Raw genomic sequence first — 21,839 nt, forward strand, 5'->3', positions numbered from 1 at the left:
ACCCGATGAAGAATTTTTTATTGACCGGCTGGATCGCGTAGTGCGCTACTTCCGTCACCTCGAAAATTCTTTCGACATTATGGTGAAAGGCATGGAGCGCGAGCAGTTCCTTAAATTCAGAATGGCATTGCTTCCGGCCAGCGGTTTTCAATCCGCACAATACCGCCTGATCGAAATATACTCTACCGATATGATCAACCTCGTAAATGTAAACGAGCGCAGCCAGGTGAGTACACAAGATACAGCAGCCCTGCTGGAAAAATTATACTGGCGCAGCGGTGCTACCGAACTTGCTTCCGGTAAAAAGACCCTTACGCTGCAGCAGTTCGAGCAGAAGTATATGGGCAATTTTCTGGATACCGGTGTGCGCATGAAAGAGCGCAACCTTAGGCAGATATACCTTCGTTACTTTGCGACATCGCCCCGGAAAGAAGAGATCGTTACGCGCCTTCGCGCGCTGGATACACTATCCAATGTACTTTGGCCATTGGCGCATTTAAAATCAGCCGGGCATTACCTGCATAAAGATCCTGAAGATATTAAAGCTACCGGGGGAACCAATTGGCAGAAATATTTGCCACCACGTTTCCGCAAGATCATTTTCTTCCCCGAGCTGTGGAGCGAAAAAGAAAAAGAAGAATGGGGAAAAGCTGCGTTCGTAGCCGAAACTGATTATTGATTTTATTCGTTCGAATCACAAGACTGTACCTATCCATCATGACACTTGAACAACTTATAGGCAATACACCGTTGGTGGAATTGCAACATATACCGGTAAACAAACGCGTAACGATCTACGGGAAACTGGAAGGCGATAATCCCGGAGGCAGTGTAAAAGATCGCGCAGCGTATGGTATGATCAAAGGAGCACTGGATCGTGGCGATATAAAACAAGGCGATAAACTGGTGGAAGCCACCAGTGGAAATACCGGTATAGCGTTAGCGATGATCGCGCGCCTGATGGGATTGAACATGACCCTCATCATGCCCGATAACTCTACCCGCGAACGTGTATTGGCTATGGAAGCGTATGGTGCCAAAGTAATTCTTACACCGGCAGCGCGCACTATAGAATACTCGCGTGAGCTTGCAGAGCAAATGGCAGCCAACGAAGGTTACCATATACTCAACCAGTTTGCCAATGCCGATAACTATGGCATGCACTATAAAACTACCGGGCCCGAGATATGGCGTGATACCCATGGTAAAGTAACACACTTTGTATCCGCTATGGGAACAACGGGAACGATCATGGGCGTATCACGTTTTTTGAAAGAACAGAATCCTGCTATACAGATCGTGGGCACACAACCTACCGATGGAGCATGTATACCCGGTATACGCAGATGGTCGCCAGAATTTTTGCCGAAAATATTTGAGCCACAGCGTGTAGATCGTGTCATTGATGTAAGCGAGACCGATGCACGCACTTATACCAAACGCCTCGCACGCGAAGAAGGTATATTAGCAGGCATGAGCAGTGGTGGTGCACTGAGTGCCGCTATGAAAATTGCCAGCGAAATTAATGAAGGAATTATAGTCTTTATCATTTGCGATCGGGGTGATCGCTATCTGAGCTCCGATTTGTTTGCTTAGTGTATAGTAGTATGTAAAGTAAGACGTGCAGTCAGGTGTCCCCACCTGGTTGTTGTTTTGAAGTATACTTTGGATAAGTGTATAGTCAGGCGTCTTCTCTTGATAATTGTTTTCTGAAATATACTATAGGAGGTTAGTGTGCAGTCAGGCGTTTTCCACCTGACTGTTTTGTTTTTTGAAATGCGCTATGGAAAGTCAGAGCCATCTTCTTAATATCCCGGTATATTCTTTCCGAGAACTATATCCCGCGTAGCTATAAGCAATCCCTGCGGGTCTTTTGTAAGTTTTAGTATACCGTTGCCACCGCGTTGTTCCTGGCGCTTGCGTTCTCCGGGGGTAAGGATGGGATCATCGTCAAATAAATATTCATCGATCCAGTATTCCTGCACACCTGGTTCTTTTATCACGGGGTGGATATGCGCAGGATTATTTCGTCCGGGGTAAGGAGCAGGCTTCAATGTATAAAATGTATACTTGCCATCGGCACCGGTCTTGATCCATCCGCGTATATAGCCATGTCGCTTGGCCCAACCGGTTTCATGGCCGCGTGTAGAGTAGTATCCCTGCTGATCGGTATGATAGATATACAGAATCACATCCTTTGCGGGTGTTTTGCCATCGGCATGATAGATCGTTCCGCTGATCTTCATCGCAGGTCCTTTCTCTTCGAAGTCCGGTAGTGTATCTACAGCGTTGAGAGTTCGCTTGCCGTATTCATAAACAGCCTCGCACCCTTCGCATGCTCCGCCTGCCGGACGGGACTGTTCGCGCGACTGGGCACATCCGCAAAGGGACCTAACCAGCAGCATGTATAGTAACAGAAGTGTTTTCATAGTATAGGGGTGTAGAAACTTTCTTTGAAGTTGGCGAATGGTGCGTATTTATACTGTCGTTTCTGACCATCGGTATACTTTACTTGATGAACTGTACGGTATAGGTCTGGTTCCGAAAGTCGGAAACTCCGACATTTATCGGTAACTTGTAAGAGTATGCAGAGCTTCTGGAAGTATAAAGCAGATCACGTTATATTCTGGTTAACGGCCGTTGCTTTCCACGTGTACCTTCACGTGAATCTCATACAATCGGCCGGGTGGGGGCAGTTTGTGCTGGAGGTGATTGTTCGCAATGTACTTTTGGCTGCATTGATCTATACGCACCTATTGGTACTTATACCACGGCTCGCGCAGCAACGGAAGATACCGGCCTATATCGTATCGTTATTGATTTCTATTTTGGTATACGCTTTTCTAAAGAATGCCCACGATGTATACCTGTATGGAAATATACTGGGCGATGCCACCCGGAAAAATTTTTTCTATCATACATACTATAACATTTCCATCGCAGTATTTTACCTGGCGTTTAGTGCGGCTCTGCGACTGAGTAAAGAATGGTATGTGCAACGCGAGCGCATGCGCGAAATGGAAATGGAAAAGATCAACACCGAACTGGAATATCTCAAAGCGCAGATCAACCCGCACTTCCTGTTTAACTCCATCAATACTATATTTTTTCAGATCGACAAACAGAACGTAACCGCCCGCGAAACACTATCGCGGTTCTCTGATATGCTGCGCTATCAACTATATGAATGCAATGAAAAAGAAATCCCCATAGAGAAAGAAGTCGCATACCTGCGAAATTATGTAAACCTGCAACGCGCACGAAAGGACGATAATTACAACATTACCTTTACATGCGATGAACACGTAAAAGATTTTCGGGTGGCTCCGCTTATTATGATCCCGTTCGTAGAAAACGCCTTCAAGCATGTATCAAATTATACTGATAGAAATAACGAGATAGTGATAGCACTGGAACTGCACAATAACTTTTTCTCCCTGCAGGTAAAGAATACCCGTGAGCACATCAACGGAAAAGAAAAAGGAGGCATCGGCCTGAAAAACGTAAAACGAAGACTGGATTTGCTATACAACGGCAGGCACACATTACTGGTGAATGAACAGGAAGGTATATATGAGATAAAGTTGGAGATAGCTGCTGGATGAATGCATTTTGTTTCCCGCAGATGAACGCAGAAGGAAATACAAGCTAAAGCGCAAAGTGTAAAGCTTAATGTATACTCCACTTCAACATTCGTTAATCGGTGTTCCTTGTTCGATATTCGTTAATGGAGATACAGGAGAAGCTAAAGTAAGGTGTATTTATACTTTCAGCTTTCAACTTTTCGCTTACTGCTTAAAGAAAACTTTGTGCAACTCTGTGCCTTCTTTGTGTCACTTAGTGTAACTGGATTTTAATATGCAACTAAACTGCCTTATTATAGACGATGAACCTGTAGCCCGCAAGGGAATGGAGGAGTATATACGCGAGATTGATTTTTTAAACCTGGTGGATACTTGCTCCAATGCGATGAAGGCCTCGGTACATCTGCGAGAAAAACAAATCGACCTGTTGTTTCTGGATATACAAATGCCTAAGCTATCGGGTATAGAATTTATACGCTCGCTAAGAAATCCTCCGCTGATAATTTTTACCACGGCCTTTTCAGAATATGCGTTAGAGGGGTATTCGTTGGATGTGATCGATTACCTGGTGAAGCCTATTCCGTTCGATCGCTTTGTAAAAGCAGCAACCAAAGCACTTGACTTTTATACGATGCGCAACCATCCCGGAAAGGAAGAACCATCTTTCTTCTTTATAAAATGCGATGGCAAATATGAACGCATCCGGTTTGATGAAGTGCTCTATGTGGAGGCATTGCAGAATTATATAGTATTGTATACCGCCTCTCGGAAGTATATAACCTATCTTACACTGAGTGTAATGGAAGAACAGTTGCCCGCTGCTAATTTTATGAAGATCCATAAGTCATTTATTATAGCGTTGGATAAAGTGAAGTCGATCGATGGCAGTGAAATGATCTTTGTTAACAACGGTCGCGTGCCCGTAAGCCGGGCGTTGAAAGATGAAGTGATGAACCGGATACTCGGCAATAATCTGCTGAAGCGTTGAGATGCCATTAATGTAATTGGTACTTGCTTCTTCCTTGCATACTGGTATCTTGCTTAAAAAAAATCTATGCAGGTATTTCGTTACGCATGGTTGGTTGCGTGCTTGTTCATCACCATCGTACTCCCGGCACAGGACCCGCTGCGCTTTGAGAAGGAAGTAAAAAAACTGGTGGCCGGTGATACTGCCGTTCAGAAAAAACATCTGATACTTTTTACAGGAAGCTCCAGCATCCGCATGTGGGGCGACATCAAAGTATATTATCCCAACTATAATGTAGTGAACCGTGGCTTCGGAGGATCAGTGATGTCGGACCTCGATTATTATACTGATAAACTGATATTGCCTTATAAACCCGAGCGCATCTTTATATATGAAGGTGACAATGATCTGTCCGCAGGGAAGAAGCCGGAAGAAATACTGGCATCAGCCGATAGCATTCTGAAAAAGATACGCAGTCGCTTATCGAAGAAAGTGCCGGTATATTTTATTTCGCCCAAGCCAAGCCTGGCACGATGGAAACTAAAAGATCAATATATACTCTATAACAAAGTATTGAAAGACTGGGTATCGTATCAAAAGAACGTAATTTATATTGATATGTGGACACCGTTGCTGGATGCCGAAGGATTTCCCAGGAAGGATATATTTATCGATGATGGTCTTCACCTCAATCCCAAAGGATATTTGATCTGGTCAGGTGTTATAGAACCGTATCTCCACTAGCTGTGTAATAAAATCCACGCTATACCTCACTCTGCAATAGTGCACACGCAGGAATAGTTCTTTACTTCTACAAGGAGGACTAAATTTTCTGCGTCATGGATATCGAGAATGTAGCAAAGACACAATTGGATACTCGTCTGGCAAAGGCGAAGCCCATCAAGCTGGGATGGTCATCCGATGAGACCGACCGTATTGCCAGTGCGCTCAATGAATTGCTGGCCAACTTCCAGGTACATTATCAGAAATTGAGAAACTATCACTGGAATATAAAAGGTCCTGACTTTTTTGATCTTCACGAAGAATTTGAAAATCTGTATACAGAAACAGCCTTGCATGTAGATGAGGTTGCAGAACGTATTCGTGTATTCAGTCACACACCGTTGAGTACCATGCGCGATTATCTGGAGCATGCCGCTATAAAGGAAACAGGATCGGACCTGCAGGCAGAGGTAATGGTGCGTGAGGTGTTGAGTGATTTTCGCATTCTGCTGGGCTACCTGGTAAGTGTACTGAGCATTGCTTCTGAACTGGAAGATGCCGGTACAGAGCAAATGATAAAAGGATATATCAAGAAGATTGAAAAGCATCATTGGATGCTCACAGCTTTCCTGGCAAAATAATCATATAGCGAGATTGATTCGGTAGAGAGGAATATTTTTGTGAAAATTGCGTTGTGTAAGAAACCCTCGCTGTGAATGACGAATCGATTGATTGCTTTTGCCGGAAATATTTGGGATAAAATTGTTTCGCGATATAGAGCCCAATCCCCTGTTAAAAAGATCCTGTATGCAGGTGCTTTTTTAGCAGGGTTTTTTATTGCTCTTTTTGCTGCGCTATTTATACTGGTATGGCTGGGAGCCTTTGGTGCATTGCCCGGTAAAGATGAGCTGCGTGCTGTTGAAAACCCGCTGGCGACAGAAGTATATAGTGCCGACAGTGTTCTGCTCGGAAGATATTTTATACAGGAGCGATCCAATATAGCATACACGAATCTCCCTGAACATCTCATCGATGGAGTACTCGCCACAGAAGATATACGGTTCTACGAACACGGTGCGATCGATATGCGAAGTCTGGCCCGTGTATTCTTCAAAAGTATATTACTGCAGCAGGAATCTTCCGGGGGTGGCAGCACGCTTACGCAGCAGCTTGCCAAGAATTTATTCCCGCGTAAAAATTACTGGCTGTTCTCAACACCTATTAACAAAATGCGTGAGATGATCATTGCCTCGCGACTGGAGCAGGTATATAATAAGAATGATATACTTACGCTATATCTCAACACCGTTTCATTTGGCGATAATACCTATGGCATTGAAGCTGCCGCACAGCGATTCTTTTCCGTTCGCACAAAAGATATATCCGTGGAGCAGGCCGCTACGTTGATCGGTATGCTCAAGTCAACGTATTATTATAACCCGCGTGTTTTCCCGCAGCGATCGCAGCAGCGAAGAAATATAGTATTGGACCAAATGCTGAAGTATGGCAAGCTCTCAGAGGCAGAAGCAGAGGCAAAGAAGAGATTGCCTGTTACTCTTCGCTATAACAAAATTACGCATCACTCGGGATTAGCACCATACTTTCGGGAGTATATACGGCCGGAGCTGCGAGAATGGTGCCGGTCGCACACCAAACCCAACGGTGAGCCTTATAATTTGTATACTGATGGACTGAAGATATATACCACGATCGATTCGCGACTGCAGCGTTATGCTGAAGAAGCGATGATGAAGCAAATGGTATCGCTGCAAAAAGTCTTTCTTAACCATTGGGGAAAGAAAGATCCATGGCAACGTGATCCGGAATTGTTAAAAGAAGCTATCAAAAAGTCAGACCGGTATAGATCACTGGCAGCCCAGGGACTTTCGCATGACGAGATCATGAAGATTATGAAGAGCCCTGTATTAATGAGCGTACTCATGGATAGCAGTGAACAGGAAGTAATGATGAGTCCGATAGATTCCATTCGTCATTATTTGAAATTTTTACAGGCCGGTATGCTGGCGCTTGATCCGCATGATGGTAGTGTACGTGTGTGGGTAGGAGGGATCAATCATCATTACTTTCAATACGATCACGTACGTGAAACGACCAAGCGCCAGATTGGTTCAACGTTCAAGCCTATAGTATATGCAGCTGCATTGGAGAATGGTACCGACCCGTGTGATTTTTTCTCTGCAGCAAAAGTAGAGTATACCAACATGCAGGGCTGGACTCCGGAGAACACAGAAGACAATTATGATCGGAAGTATTCATTAACCGGTGGACTCGCATATTCTGTCAATACAGTATCGGTACGTGTACTGGAGCAAGCGGGTATAGATAATACCATCGCGCTTGCCAGGCGTATGGGTATAGATAGCGATCTGCCCGCAGTGCCTGCTATAGCATTGGGAGCCGCCAATATATCCATGCTCGAAATGGTACGGGCGTATGCGTGTTTTGTAAATGACGGTAAACGCGTAGAGCCGTTTTATATCACCGCTATAGCTGATCGCGAAAATCATATACTCGAAAATTTCAAACCGGAACGACAAACAACACAAGCTCTGTCTCCCGAGTATGCGCAGATGATGGTACACATGCTGAAGCGCACCATCGATGAAGGTACCGGGGCGGCTATGCGCACACGCTATAATATAGACAACGACATGGCTGGTAAAACAGGAACAACACAATCAAATGCTGATGGCTGGTTTATGGCCATGACGCCACACCTCGTAGTAGGTGCGTGGGTAGGTGCCGATGATCCGCGTATCCGCTTTCGTACAACCGCTCTGGGGCAGGGCGCCCGCACAGCACTACCCATCGTAGCAACCTTCTTTCAAAAAGTAAATACAGATAAAGAACTCCGGCGCATCAGCCAGGCACACTTCCCCGGGTTATCCCATTTTCAGGAGCGCAGGATCTCCTGCGATCTATACCGCTCCGATACCAACGTCTTCCAGCGCATCTTCGGCAAGAAGGAAAAGGAGAAAGAAACCAAACGGGCCTTCGGAGAAAAAGAGAAAAAGAAACGAGGATTTTTCCGCAGACTCTTTGGAGGCTGATAATGTGTTGATGTGTTGGGGTGTTGATGTGTTGAGGCTTTGTGCGCACGTATTTACGTTGGTACGTGTGCAGGTTCACGGTAGAGAAGAACGTTGACTGTATTTATATATATAGCGCTTTACCTGTCCCTATAATCTGATTTTATATATTAAGGAGTGTCTGGCTCATGTTGGGGACTGAATATCTATCAGCATTCAGCCACGTAAACACGTACACACCTAAACACATGCTCAGGATTTTCCACCTGCACAAGTCGCCCCCCAGACATCAACACCCCAACACATCAACACATCAACACCTCAACACAAAAAAAGAAACATTTGTTAAACAAAATATAGACAAATAGCGTACATTAGTCTTACAAAATATATAGAAATGAGCAAAGAGTATCTTGGCGAATTTGAAGAACTGGTCTTGACGATGGTGGGCGTGCTGGGGGAAGAAGCGTATGGCAATGCCATTGTAACGGAGATTAAAGACCGGGTTGGGCGAGATGTAAACCTGAGCGCAGTGCACGTTACGCTATACAGGCTGGAAGATAAAGGCCTGGTGAAGTCGCATATGGGTGGTGCTACTAACTCGCGAGGCGGACGCAGGAAGCGCATCTTTACGATTACCAATGCCGGGCTTGCTATGTTGCGGGCAATGAAAGAAGCGCGCATGGATCTCTGGAAATTAATACCACAGCTTAAGATTGCCGGAAGCTGATCATGAAAAAAGCAAATCATGATCCGCCCCGGTGGCCCCTTCGTTTCCTTGCGTGGTTTTGTCCACCATGGTTACTGGAAGGTATAGAAGGTGACCTGCTCGAACAATTCGATGACGATGTTCGATCGGCAGGTATATCGGTAGCCAGGCAGCGATTGTACTGGAACGTACTCCGTTTGTTCAGGCCGTCAATCATTTTACGAAACCGTTTTTTATTCTCACTCCATAGCATTATGATCCGGAGCTATATAACTGTCGCCTCGCGCAACATCGTAAAACGTAAACTATATTCTTTTATCAATGCCGTAGGGCTCAGCATTGGTATAGCGTTCTGTATACTCATCTATCTCTTTATACAGGACGAAAGCAGTTTTGATAAGTTTCATGCCAATGGCGACTATATATATAGAATGCACAGCGTGATGTATACCGGAAGTCGCGCTGCCGATAAACAAGGATCGCCCTACGAGAAAATATCACAGGTACAACTGGCGCTGGCACCCACCATGAAAGCCGAAATACCCGAAGTACAGTATGCTACCCATTTCTGTACGAATCATGCTATACTTCGAAAAGACGATAAAGTATTCAATGAATCTATAGTATATGTAGATGCCGACTTCTTCCGCATGTTCTCGTTCCCGATGCAGGCAGGAAATGTGGATAAGATCTTTACTTCAAAAGATGAAATCGTACTGACGCCCGCTATTGCGGAAAAATATTTTGGAACATCGCCAGCACTGGGGCAAGTGCTTATGCTGGGCGATCGTTCTCTTACTGTTACCGGTATAATTGATGCACCACCTGCCAATTCAAGTTTGCAATTCCAGGTATTGTTGCCGGTAGAAGGCTGGGGTGCCTACCATCAACGTAATCTCGATATGTGGATGAACCTCGGGTTTCCTACGTTCGTGCAGCTATACCCATCGGCCACTGCGGCCAATCTTCAGCCCGCGCTGGATCAGCTCACTCACAAGTATATGAAACAGGAGTTGACGCAGTGGCGCGAACGCGACAAAGTACCCGCTGGAGAAGAGCCCTATCGCATCGGATTTTTAAAACTTACCGATATACATCTTGCGAAAGATATAGGCTGGGATAAAGTAAGCGACCCGCAGTATGCATGGATACTGGGTGGTATAGCAGTACTCATTCTGCTGATTGCCTGTATCAACTATATATCGCTGGCGTTAACATCATCGGCCAGGCGGAGAATGGAAGTGGGGGTTCGCAAAGTGATCGGTGCATATAGGAGGCAACTGGTATATCAGTTCGGATTTGAATCGGTTATGCTGGCGTTGCTTTCCATGGTCATCGGTTTTATACTCGTAGTACTTTTCCTGCCGGCATTCAATCAGTTCACGGGTAAAGATATAGCATTACAAGCCACCAATTTATATACACTGGCAGGCATCAGTATAGGAATTACTGTACTGGTAGGATTGCTTGCCGGTTGTTACCCGGCCCTATATCTTTCAGGCTTTCGCCCGGTGCAGGTTTTGAAAGGAACGTTTACCGCTCATTTATCCGCGGGCTTTTCAAGACCCTTGATCATTATGCAGTTTGCCTTTTCATCGTTCCTCATTATTAGTTCGGTGATCATGTATAAACAAATGGAATTTGTTACCACAAAAGACCTGGGCTATAATCAGCATCAGTTGATTGTGATTCCCACTCAAGCCGGCTGGCGAGAGAATAGTAATCTGGTAATCGAACAGTTTCGCAATCGTGCGGCCGGTATACCATCCGTTGTATCGGTGGCAGGCACTGACTATCCGTTTGCCGGTAACGACTGGATGGTTTTTGGTTATGATGTAAATGGCACGCAGAAAGCCACGTATGGCTTTACGGTAGATGCACACTATATCAAAACGCTGGGTATAGATATGGTGATGGGCCGCGACTTCGATCCGAATAATTTTGCCGACACCGTCAAGACGATCATTGTAAATGAAGCGCTGGTAAAAGATATGCAGTGGACTGATCCCTTGCACGAGCGACTGAATTTTCATGGGAGAGATCCGCAGGCAGAAGGCTCACGCATCATTGGTGTAGTAAAAGATTTTCATTTTCTGTCGCTGGCAGAAACGATCAAGCCCATGTTCCTCACTATGGATCGTAACGATGGCCGGCTTACCAATATGCTGGTGCGCATCGATGCAAAAAATATACCGGCTACTATAGCACAGTTGAAGAAAGATTTTGCTGCGATTGTTCCCGGTAAACCTTTCGAATATTCGTTCCTCGATGAAAACGTATCGCAGCAATATGCATCGTTCAATCGCTGGATGAACATCATGTCGCTCGCTACAGGCTTTGCTATACTCATCTCATGCCTGGGTTTATTCGGACTGGCCGGTATAAATGCTGTGAACCGCACACGCGAAATTGGTATCCGCAAAGTGATGGGAGCGAACCTCTCGAATATATTTATACTGCTCAACCGGCAATTCATTATACTATCGCTGGTGGCGTGGATGCTGGCGGCACCCCTGGCGTGGTATAGTATGCAGCAATGGCTGGCTAAATTTCAGTTCCATATAACAATGAGCTGGTATCTCTTTGCTATAGCTATGATGGCCGGCCTAGTAGTAGCACTGGCAGCCGTGAGCTACCATACTGTAAAAGCTGCATTGGTTAATCCTTCCGAGTCATTAAAGTATGAATAGACCGGACGATATATATACTGTGCCGACTGGGTGGCTTCGCTTTCTGCAATGGTTTTGTCCGGAGCATTTATACGAAGGTATAGCGGGCGATCTGCAGGAAGAGTTTGATCAGGATGTTGCCGTCTTCGGTAGGCGTAAAGCGAAATGGCGATTTACCTGGAATGTGCTCCGCTTCTTTCGGCCCGGTATACTTTTCAGAAATAAATTTTCGATTCAACTAATTCAAGGATATATGTTGCTTAACTACTTCAAGATCATGCTTCGCTCCATAGCAAAGCGAAAAGTATATTCAGCCATTACCGTATTAGGGCTTACTATCGGTATAGCTTTTTCGTTGCTGATCGGCACATTTATAGCCGGAGAGCTACAGGTAAATCATCAGCTCTCGGATGTTGACAGGCTATATATGATGAGTGGCGATAACCCGGAAGCTGCCAATGGTATACCGTTCTTTTCGCCATCGCCTCTGGCCCGTTTGGTAAAAGAGCAGTATCCTACATTGGTAGAGAATTTTTACCGGTTCAATGATCGCAGCATTACCGTATCAAGAGGCGATAAACATTTTCGTATACAGAGTATCATTGGCGATACAACCTTTCTTTCCATGTTTGGTTTTCCGCTGGTATACGGTGATGCCGGCACAGCATTAAATGAACCGCGATCGATACTGATCACCGAGAAGATAGCACGACAATATTTTAATCGCACCGATGTGGTTGGTGAGTCGCTTACACTAGCCACCGAGAAGAACGGATTACAAGAGTATAAAATTACCGGGGTGTTGCAGGATTTAAAATCCAACACAGTAACCAATATCATGGATATAGGTGCGCAGATTGTTTTGCCGATCTATAGCCTGAAAGATTTTAATAACTTCGATCCGGAAACCTGGAATGGTGCGCAGATGATCAGCTTCATCAAACGAACACCGGGTGCTTCTCCGCAAAGTATTACAAAAGCATTTACCGCGCTTATCCAAAAGCAAATTCCGGCAGGAGCAGCGCAAGCCAAGTTGCTGATACGATTGGATGGCCTGGACGACTACTATCTATACTCCAATAATAAAATCGTCTATAAACTTATCGTTACACTGTCGGCTATAGTTGTATTTATACTGTTATTGGCCGTCATTAACTTTATTAACATCACCATTGGTAATTCAACAGTGCGCCTGCGTGAGATCGGTGTACGGAAAGCCGTGGGAGGTGTAAAGAAGCAGGTAATCACGCAGTTTCTTTCAGAATCTATAGTATTCACCGTACTTGCTGCAACACTGGCGTTGGGAGTATATCAGTTGCTTCGCGGGTATGTTGGCGATATTATGAATACTCCTTTACTGTCGGTAACAGAATTTCCGCTACTGTACTGGTTGATCATGGGCGGTATAACATTGGTCATTGGTATACTGGCAGGAATATACCCGGCATTCTTCCTGTCGTCTTACAAGACACTTGAATCGCTCAAAGGAAAAATCAAATCCGGCACCGGTGGTATAGTGTTATCGCGTTCATTAGTATCGATACAATTCCTGCTGGCGATCTGCGTATTTATCGCTTCCATTATCATGACGCGGCAGGTATCGTATTTCCTCGACAAAGATCTGGGCTACGATAAGTCTGCGATCGTGACTATATCTTCTGTGCCACGCGAGTGGACGCCCGAAGGCTTTAGCAAGATGGACGCAGCAAAACAGAAATTTATGGAGTTGTCATCGGTAGAAGCGATCAGCCTCTCGTGGGATATACCCAATGGTAATTATGGCGTAGCGGCAGAGATATACCCGCAGGGCAAGCAACCAGATACTGCTATAGGTATGCCGATCCTGTCTGTCGATGAAGACTTTAAGGATACGTATAAGATGACCATGAAGGATGGAACATTCTTCCATTTGAAAGGGCAAGTACAACAGCCGGATGATATGGTGATCAACGAAGCAGCGCAAAAAGCGATGAACGTTCATGTAGGCGATCGCCTGCTCATCAAAGGTGCAGAGCCTATGACCTTTCGTGTAGCGGGTGTTGTAGCAGACTTCAATTACTTCTCGTTGCATAAGGAAGTAAAACCGCTCTTGTTTATGAATGTTCGTAACAATTTATTCCCCGCATTCCGCTTCTTCTCTGTAAAACTTCAGTCCGGAAATATAGCGCAGTCGCTGGCAGCTGTAGAGAAACGCTGGCGCGAGATATTTCCCAACGATCCGTTCGAGTATACATTCATGGATCAGAATTTGGAGAAACTCTATAAGACCGAAATCAAAATGAAGAAGGCGGCAGGCTTTGCCACTGCGCTCATGCTGCTCATTGTGTTACTTGGTGTATTTGGTCTGGCATCGCTCAACGTTACCAGGCGTACACGTGAGATCGGTATACGCAAAGTATTAGGCGCAACAATAGCCAGTGTATTGATATTGATTGCGCGTGAATTTGTGTGGCTCATCATCGCAGCGTTTATCGTTGCTATACCGGTAACGTATTACTTCATCGACCAGTGGCTGAGTACCTTTGCCTATCACATTTCATTGCAATGGTGGATGTTTGCCGTGCCCGGTATATTGGTATTCTTCATTGCGTTATTGGTAGTAAGCGGACAATCATTACGTGCCGCGTTGTCTAACCCGGTAGATGCTCTTAAAACAGAATAACTTTTATGAAGCACCCTGCAGATTTCTGGCTCCGCGTTCTCTCCTGGTATTGCCCGCCTTCACTCTACGAAGGTATAGAGGGTGATATACTGGAAGAGTTTGAGTATGATGCCAAACTGTATGGTATAGTAATAGCCAAGCGAAGACTGATCTGGAATACACTACGCTTTTTCAGACCCGGGATCATTTTACGAAATAAATTTTCAACCGAACTCATCAATCTTATTATGCTTACCAATTACCTGATCACCGCGTATAGAAATATACGCAAGAGTAAAGCATTCTCAGCCATTAACATTTGTGGCCTGGGTATAGGGCTGGCAGCCTGCCTGCTCATCTTTCAGTTTGTTACATTTGAGTTGAGCTACGATACGTTCAACGAGAAGTTCGATCGTATATACCGTGTTACCAACGACCGCTTTCAGCATGGTAAATTAATTCAGCACGGCACGATCATGTATCCTACTATAGGACCTGTAATGGCGCGCGATTATCCGGAAGTAGAAGCCTATACACGTCTTATGCCGGGCGGAGAACTGAACCTAAAAATAAATGATGTGAATCATCGCGGTGACTACGGTCATTTTGCTGATGAACATTTTCTGTCGGTGTTCACGTATCCGATGCTGGCAGGCGACAAAGCTACTGCGTTGAAGAATCGCTATAGCATTGTGTTATCAGAGCGTACGGCTAAAAAATATTTTGGCATAAAGGATGGCGACTATACCAGTGTAGTAGGTAAAACAGCTTACTGGGGACTGGATACTCAACCCTATACCATAACAGGAGTATGTACCGATCCTCCTGCCAACTCACACCTGCAGTTTGATGGACTCGTGTCGTATGCTACATTGATCAGTGCCGAGGATCATAATGCCGATGATAGTTGGGTATGGTCTGACATGCGTCACTACCTGGTATTGAAACCCGGTGCTGACTATAAAAAACTGGAAGCGAAGTTTGGTGCCTTCAGTGATAAATATTTCCAGGGCGATAAAGTGTCGGGCAGTGTAGAGAAATTCTTTCTCCAACCGTTGAAAGATGCACATTTATACTCCAACTATGAATATGATATAGCCAGAACAGCCAATGGAAAAGCTGTTTGGGCGATGTTGATCGTAGCATTGTTTATTCTGCTGATCGCATGGATCAACTATATCAACCTTACCACTTCGCGTGCGATGGATCGTGCAAAAGAAGTAGGGCTGCGTAAAGTAATGGGCGCATTGAAGTCGCAGCTGGTAAAGCAATTTATATTTGAATCCATAATCATCACCGCGCTGGCGTGTATCGTAGCCGTTGTGCTGGTATTGGGTCTGCAATCATACTTCAATACGGTGGTGGGTAAGGAGCTTTCGCTTTGGAAAGAACTCCTGTCGCTTAGTCCGCTTACCATTGCTACACTGGTAGCGGCAGGTATAGCGTGTATAGTATTATCGGGTTTTTATCCTGCCTTTATTCTGTCATCGTATCAACCGGTGGTGGTGTTGAAAGGTAAATTCCAGCGTTCATCACGCGGACATTTTCTGCGCAAGGCACTGGTGGTATTTCAGTTTACCGCTTCTGCTGCGCTGATCACGGGTACGATCATCGTATCACAACAGTTGTCCTATATGAACACGGCCGATCTCGGGATCAATATACATAACACGATGATTGTGGATAGCCCGGAACTTACTTCGTGGGACTCTACTACGATCGACCGCATCGAAAACTATAAACATGCCCTTACACAAATAAGTGGTGTGGCAGGCGCAGCAACTTCCAATACTATACCGGGTAATCGTTTGGGTAGAGCGTTTGGTATCCGGTTGACGGATCAGCCATCGGAAGCGCACTATACCATGAGTGTGATGGGCGTGGATCACAATTTCTTTGATACGTATGATGTTAAACTGGCAGCCGGCCGGAAATTTTTACCAACCGATCATAAAGTCCGCTACGAAGACCTGACCACGGTAGTGATCAACCGAAATGCTGTAAAGCTCCTGGGTATAGATAGTGTACAGGATGCTATAGGAAAAGAAATATTCTGGGGTGGTGATGATGGCACGCGCAGATGGACGATCATTGGTGTGATTGGTGACTTCCACCAGGAGTCACTGAAGAAACCATTGGAAGCCATGATCTTCCGCCCGGTATATAGCACGTATCATCCTACATCTATTCGTTTAAAGACGGAAGACAAACAAAAGGTGATTGCTGAAATTGAAAATGTTTATAAAACCTATTTCCCGGGTAATTCTTTCCAATATACTTTCCTGGAAGATACCTATAAACGTCAGTATAATGACGACAACCGGTTTGGTAAGGTGATCAGCATATTTACTGTGCTCGCCATTATTATATCCTGTCTGGGGTTGATCGGTCTCTCGTCTTATACCGCAGTGCAGCGCACGAAGGAGATTGGTGTGCGTAAAGTATTGGGCGCATCGATCTATAGTATCGTATCACTTCTCTCGGCCGACTTTATGAGACTGGTGGTGATAGCCGCGTTGCTGTCGTTGCCGATCGCGTATTTCAGTATGCTGAACTGGTTGCAGGAATATACCTATCGCATTACACTCAGCTGGCTGTTGTTTGTATTACCGGTGCTGGTGGTGCTGATCATCGCGCTGATTACAATCAGCTTCCAGGTGCTGCGTGCTGCCATGACAAACCCGGCCGATACGTTGAAGTACGAGTAAATATATAGTATAGCGAGTGACTATGAAGCGAGAGCAGCCATCGATACCTTCTCCACCGCGATTTGCGAAAAGCTTTCTCGCGTGGTTTTGTCCGCCTGCGTTATACGAAGGTATAGAAGGAGATCTGCTGGAAGAGTTTGATCAGGATGTTGCCCTGCTGGGAGAGCGCATCGCCAGAAAAAGATTTATACTAAACGTGCTTCGCTTCTTTCGTCCCGGAATTGTATTGCGGAATAAATTATCATGGGAATCCACGGGTATCATTATGATTGGAAACTATATTAAAGTGGCTTCGCGAAATATAGCGAAGCGCAAACTATATTCATTTATCAATGCCTTCGGACTTAGCGTTGCCATTGCATTTTGCACGCTGATATACCTGTTTGTACAGGACGAAAAAAGTTTTGACCAGTTTCAGGTCAATAAGGAGAGGATATACCGCATTCATGATATAGCTTTCAGTCCGGAGCGGTTTAAAAAGAAAGAAGATCCGTATGAACGCTTTGCGCATCTGCCCGGACCATTGGGCGATGCTGTGCTGAGGGAACTGCCGGAGGTAGAGTATATGACGCGATTCAGCGAAGGCGGAGAGGGTGTAATGCGCTACCAGGATAAAGTATTCCGGCAAAACTATATTTCAGTGGATAGCGGATTTTTCAGCATGTTCTCGTTCTCCATTCTGGCAGGCGATAAGGCGCATCTCTTCCGGAATATATCGGATGCTGTATTGACACAGGAAACTGCGCGGAAATATTTTGGTGATGAAGATCCCATCGGGAAGATGTTTACCATCGACATCAGTGGCGAGAAGACGATGCGTGTAGCAGCCATTATACAGACACCACCGCCTAATTCCAGTATCGACTTTGAAATGATTGTGCCGATCGAAGCCAACCCGTGGTTTGTTCGCAACCGCGATCGATGGTCGAATTATTCATACCCGACATTTATACAGGTACGTCCCGGTACAAGTGAAGCTGCGTTAACGGCTCAACTGAACAGGCTCTATGATAAATATATACCTGCCGACTCGAAGAAATGGCGTGAGCGCGACCTGGCCCCCGGCTATAAAGCGTATGAATATGGTGTTACTTCGCTGCAGGATATACACCTGCGAAATGATGTTGACTGGCATAAAGTAAGCGATCCGCAGTATTCATGGATCCTGGGCGGTATAGCGTTGCTGATCCTGGTGATTGCCTGTATAAACTATATATCGCTTGCTATGACGACTTCGGTTTCGAGAAGAATTGAAGTAGGTATACGCAAGGTGATAGGTGCATACAGAACGCAGCTGGTGCAGCAATTCGGATTTGAATCGATCACGCTGGCAATGGTCTCGATGGTGATCGGGCTCGGTCTTGTAGGTGTGTTCCTGCCTTTCTTTAATGAGTTTACCGGTAAATATATTGAGCTTTCACTGCTGACTTTATTGCAAGTGGCAGGCGTGGCATTGGTGCTGGCGGTTATAGTAGGATTTATGGCAGGTATATATCCGTCTTTATACCTCTCCGGATTTTTACCGGCTCTCGTGCTTAAAGGAGGATTTACCTCACGGTTGCACGCAGGCTTCACAAGGCCGCTGGTAGTATTTCAGTTCTTTCTGTCAGCTTCGATGGTGATCTGTTCGATTATTATGTTCAGGCAGATGAAGTATATCACCACCAAAGATTTAGGCTTCGATAAAGAACATGTGCTGGTGATCGGTACGCAAACAGGCTGGAATAAGGACGCTGACCGTTCTGTCGAGCAATTCAGAAATGCCACCAAAGGAGATGCTGTAGTACAACAGGTGGCAGGCGCAAATTTTTCTTTTAACGGTGGCTGGTCGCGGAACGGCTTTAAAATAAACGGTGAAGATAAAAATGCCTTTGTATACCGCGTTGATCCGGAATATATACCCTTGCTGAATATACAACTGAAAGCAGGAAGAAATTTTGACGAACGCATTGCTTCTGATAGTAATGCGCTGATTGTGAATGAAGCACTGGTAAAAGAAATGAACTGGAAAGATCCGCTGAACGAACATCTTAACTGGAAGGAAGATTCTGTCGGGCCGGGCTATAAAATTATAGGTGTAGTAAAGGACTATCATTTCCTTTCGTTAAAGCGGCAGATCGATCCGATGTTTTTATCGATCAATCAGAAAGATGTAGGATATACGATGAGCATCATGGTAAAGATGTCGGCTGGTGATCTTTCTGCGAACGTGGAGCATATCCGGAAAATATGGACATCATTATTTCCCGACAGGCCCTTCGTATATTCCTTTGTAGATGAAGATGTGGCACGACAATATGAATCGCATACACGCTGGATGAATATTATGGGACTGTCGACTGCGTTTGCCATTATCATTGCGTGTCTCGGGTTATTTGGTTTGGCAGGTATAAACGCGCTGAACCGTACCAAAGAGATCGGTATACGCAAAGTGATGGGAGCAGACCTCAGAACGATCTTTATACTGCTGAACAAACAGTATATATGGCTGGCACTGATAGCCTTCGGAGCGGCCACACCGGTATCGTGGTATATAATGACAAAATGGTGGCTGACGGATTTTCAATTCAAGGTTGAAGTAGGATGGGAGCTCTTTGCCATTAGTACATTCAGCGGATTGGCACTCGCTATATTTACCGTAAGCTACCATGCTATAAAAGCAGCCTTGATCAACCCGGCTGTTACGCTGAAGTATGAGTAGCTTTGTTTCCCGCAGATCACGCAGAAAGTATACAAGCTAAAAGTGCAAAGTGTGAAGCTTAATGTGTGCTCCACTTTGTTATTCGTTGATCGGTGTTCCTTGTTCGATATTCAAATTCAAATATTTTCCATATCCCGATAGCTATCGGGAATAGAGTAACATCAGCGGAAAACAGAATGCATTCATCTGTGTCGATCTGCGAATTCTGTGGGAGAAATTCTGCATTTTATCTGCGCTTATCTGCGAGATCAGCGGGAAACAAAAAAGAGGTGACCTGCGTGGCCACCTCTTTTTATTTATACCGGATGATATATATCCTAGTGAATGAGACTTCTCATTCGCTGTGGTAAATTTGTTATTACACGAAGTTTACTTTCGCCTGAGCCATTCTTCTGCAGGAACGTATTGGCAGCTTTTGAGCTTACGCGGCTGCTGGATTCCTGAACGGTTATATCAGAAATTTCTGTGAAGGCTCCGCTCACATTGCGGAATGTTTGCGCGATGATGGTTGGAGGTGTGCCGTTTACCCACTTGTTTTTGTTTGCAGCGGTATAGCTTCCTTCATATACATCTCGGGTAGATTCATTTTCGAGCGCACCATTTTTAAAATCGATGAATGTTGCTGTAAAGTTGAGCGGATCCAGTGAGCCATCATAGTAAGTATAGCTCAATCCATAGGTAGAGTTAGTATAGGTAAGACCAAAATAGGTACCGGTAAAGGTCGGAGGAATAAATACAAACTCATAGTTATAGTTATAGCCTCTGAAAACAGATCCGGTAAGTATACCATCCCAGTCATTGGCAGTTTCACCCATGCGTACCAGGAGGTCCATATCGGCAACACCATCCGTGCTGGCATCCGGCCACTCCAGCAATACCACCACGCCATCTTCCTGTTGCAAGGTAATTTCGATCGACTGGTTTGTCGTGAGTTTTACATTGCTGTTGTTAACAGACGAAATGGTGAATTTAATGGTCTCGTCATCTTCCAGCAGATCATCAGAATATAGTATAAGCGATATTGTTCCGGTGGTTTCACCTTTTTTGATAACGACTTCACCTAAGTCTCCATCGATGGAAAAATCTTCAGGATCGGTAGAAGTAGCCTCTGTTTCATCAGTAGTTGTTCCGTCAATACTATATTTCACAGTCAGATCTTCCGGAGCAGCCTTATCAAGCGTAACCGTTACATCCAGTGTTCCGGCAGACTCAGATACTGCGTCAGATGTTTTTGAAAAGGTAAGCTGATACGTTGTAGGTTCATCATCCTTGCCGCAAGACGACAGCATCACTCCGAACGCACCGAGGGTAAGGATGGATAAAGTAAGCATGCTAAATTTTCGCATATATAGTTAGGTTTGTGTCAATTAAATGTAATCAAATCTTTTCATTGTTCCTTCGGAAATTATACAAACCGGCATTACTCCAGTTTAATCCACTTCTGGCTTACCGTTCGTCCACCCAGTTTTACCTGTACGAGATAAACACCTGAGTGCAACGCAGAGGTCTCCAATGGAATTTCAATCGTTCGTTCACGTTTTTCAATCCACAACGGAGTGGCCACCTGCAGACCTACTGACGACTGCAGATTTACTTCGATATCTCCGGTATAATTATTCTCCACGCGTATATTCAGGGATGAACGGCCCGGATTCGGATACATCGTTATACCTTTGGTTACATCCTGGTTTTCGGTGCCGAGTATATCCTGGCGTATATAGATGGTAGTATAGGTTGAATCGTAACACAAGTCAAGACCGGAACCGATCGTCAGGTAGGTAGTGGTCTTGGTGGGTGCAACAATGAGTTGTGGCCCCGGTATATTTTCAACAGAACCATCATTGGCATTCCATACAAATACACTCGCACCATGTCCGTTCAGTGTTACCTGCTCACCCGGATAAGCAAGTTCCTTGGATGCCGATACCTGCACAGAAGGATTCATGCCTACCAGCGGTTGTATATCCATCGCGATGTTTGCTCCGAGCGATGTGCTGAAGAGACTCCACGCTCCGCTCTGCGATTGTACCCATGAAGTAGAGTTCAGTGCTTCTCCATTGGCAGAAGAAGTAACCACCACAGTATCC

Annotated in this window: 15 protein-coding genes; 12 read left to right on the forward strand and 3 right to left on the reverse strand. The window is 45.1% G+C overall.

Translation table 11 applies throughout. The annotated features are described in order from the left end of the window. Together VIN08_RS08235 and cysM are read left to right on the forward strand one after the other, a co-directional pair. On the forward strand, window positions 1-679 hold a 679-nt coding region (locus VIN08_RS08235; protein WP_331962992.1), incomplete at its 5' end, for a tryptophan 2,3-dioxygenase family protein. Between the two features lie 38 nt (window positions 680-717). Continuing rightward, window positions 718-1,596 carry a cysteine synthase CysM gene (cysM, locus tag VIN08_RS08240; protein WP_331962994.1) on the forward strand — a complete coding sequence of 293 codons (879 nt, stop codon included), beginning with the start codon at window positions 718-720 and terminating at the stop codon, window positions 1,594-1,596. Window positions 1,597-1,805: 209 nt separating this feature from the next. On the opposite strand, the gene VIN08_RS08245 is transcribed toward cysM, so the two are convergent. Further along, window positions 1,806-2,429 carry an intradiol ring-cleavage dioxygenase gene (locus tag VIN08_RS08245; protein ID WP_331962996.1) on the reverse strand — a complete coding sequence of 208 codons (624 nt, stop codon included), beginning with the start codon at window positions 2,427-2,429 and terminating at the stop codon, window positions 1,806-1,808. 156 nt (window positions 2,430-2,585) lie between these two features. Here VIN08_RS08245 and VIN08_RS08250 point away from each other — a divergent pair, with 156 nt between their 5' ends. From VIN08_RS08250 to VIN08_RS08295, 10 genes are all read left to right on the forward strand, one after another. Beyond that, window positions 2,586-3,605, forward strand: coding sequence for a sensor histidine kinase (locus VIN08_RS08250; protein ID WP_331962998.1), 1,020 nt, complete (start codon window positions 2,586-2,588; stop codon window positions 3,603-3,605). A 253-nt stretch (window positions 3,606-3,858) separates the two neighbouring features. Beyond that, window positions 3,859-4,572: a LytTR family DNA-binding domain-containing protein gene (locus VIN08_RS08255; RefSeq protein ID WP_331963000.1), complete on the forward strand. Its 714-nt coding sequence runs from the start codon at window positions 3,859-3,861 to the stop codon at window positions 4,570-4,572. 66 nt (window positions 4,573-4,638) lie between these two features. Then, window positions 4,639-5,295 (forward strand): GDSL-type esterase/lipase family protein, encoded by a 657-nt coding sequence (locus VIN08_RS08260; RefSeq protein ID WP_331963002.1) that lies wholly within the window; start codon window positions 4,639-4,641, stop codon window positions 5,293-5,295. 95 nt (window positions 5,296-5,390) lie between these two features. Beyond that, window positions 5,391-5,915 carry a DNA starvation/stationary phase protection protein gene (locus VIN08_RS08265; RefSeq protein WP_331963004.1) on the forward strand — a complete coding sequence of 175 codons (525 nt, stop codon included), beginning with the start codon at window positions 5,391-5,393 and terminating at the stop codon, window positions 5,913-5,915. A 75-nt stretch (window positions 5,916-5,990) separates the two neighbouring features. Then, window positions 5,991-8,345, forward strand: coding sequence for a penicillin-binding protein 1A (locus tag VIN08_RS08270; RefSeq protein WP_331963006.1), 2,355 nt, complete (start codon window positions 5,991-5,993; stop codon window positions 8,343-8,345). A 376-nt stretch (window positions 8,346-8,721) separates the two neighbouring features. Beyond that, entirely contained in the window at window positions 8,722-9,054 is a 333-nt protein-coding gene (locus VIN08_RS08275; protein WP_331963009.1) for a PadR family transcriptional regulator, read from the forward strand. Between the two features lie 2 nt (window positions 9,055-9,056). Next, a complete protein-coding gene (locus tag VIN08_RS08280; protein ID WP_331963012.1) occupies window positions 9,057-11,723 on the forward strand; it encodes an ABC transporter permease in 2,667 nt (888 codons plus the stop codon). After that, window positions 11,716-14,364: an ABC transporter permease gene (locus VIN08_RS08285; protein WP_331963015.1), complete on the forward strand. Its 2,649-nt coding sequence runs from the start codon at window positions 11,716-11,718 to the stop codon at window positions 14,362-14,364. The genes VIN08_RS08280 and VIN08_RS08285 overlap by 8 nt, the downstream gene beginning before the upstream one ends. Before the next feature lie 5 nt (window positions 14,365-14,369). After that, window positions 14,370-17,051, forward strand: coding sequence for an ABC transporter permease (locus VIN08_RS08290; protein ID WP_331963018.1), 2,682 nt, complete (start codon window positions 14,370-14,372; stop codon window positions 17,049-17,051). Window positions 17,052-17,073: 22 nt separating this feature from the next. After that, entirely contained in the window at window positions 17,074-19,752 is a 2,679-nt protein-coding gene (locus VIN08_RS08295) for an ABC transporter permease (RefSeq protein WP_331963020.1), read from the forward strand. 317 nt (window positions 19,753-20,069) lie between these two features. Here VIN08_RS08295 and VIN08_RS08300 read toward each other — a convergent pair whose 3' ends face one another. Continuing rightward, on the reverse strand, window positions 20,070-21,098 hold the full coding sequence (locus VIN08_RS08300; RefSeq protein ID WP_331963022.1) for a Calx-beta domain-containing protein: 1,029 nt from the start codon (window positions 21,096-21,098) through the stop codon (window positions 20,070-20,072). A gap of 74 nt (window positions 21,099-21,172) precedes the next feature. Next, on the reverse strand, window positions 21,173-21,839 hold a 667-nt coding region (locus tag VIN08_RS08305), incomplete at its 5' end, for a T9SS type A sorting domain-containing protein (protein ID WP_331963024.1).

Origin of the sequence: Ohtaekwangia sp., from assembly GCF_036568665.1 — a bacterium.
GTDB lineage: Bacteria > Bacteroidota > Bacteroidia > Cytophagales > Cyclobacteriaceae > Ohtaekwangia.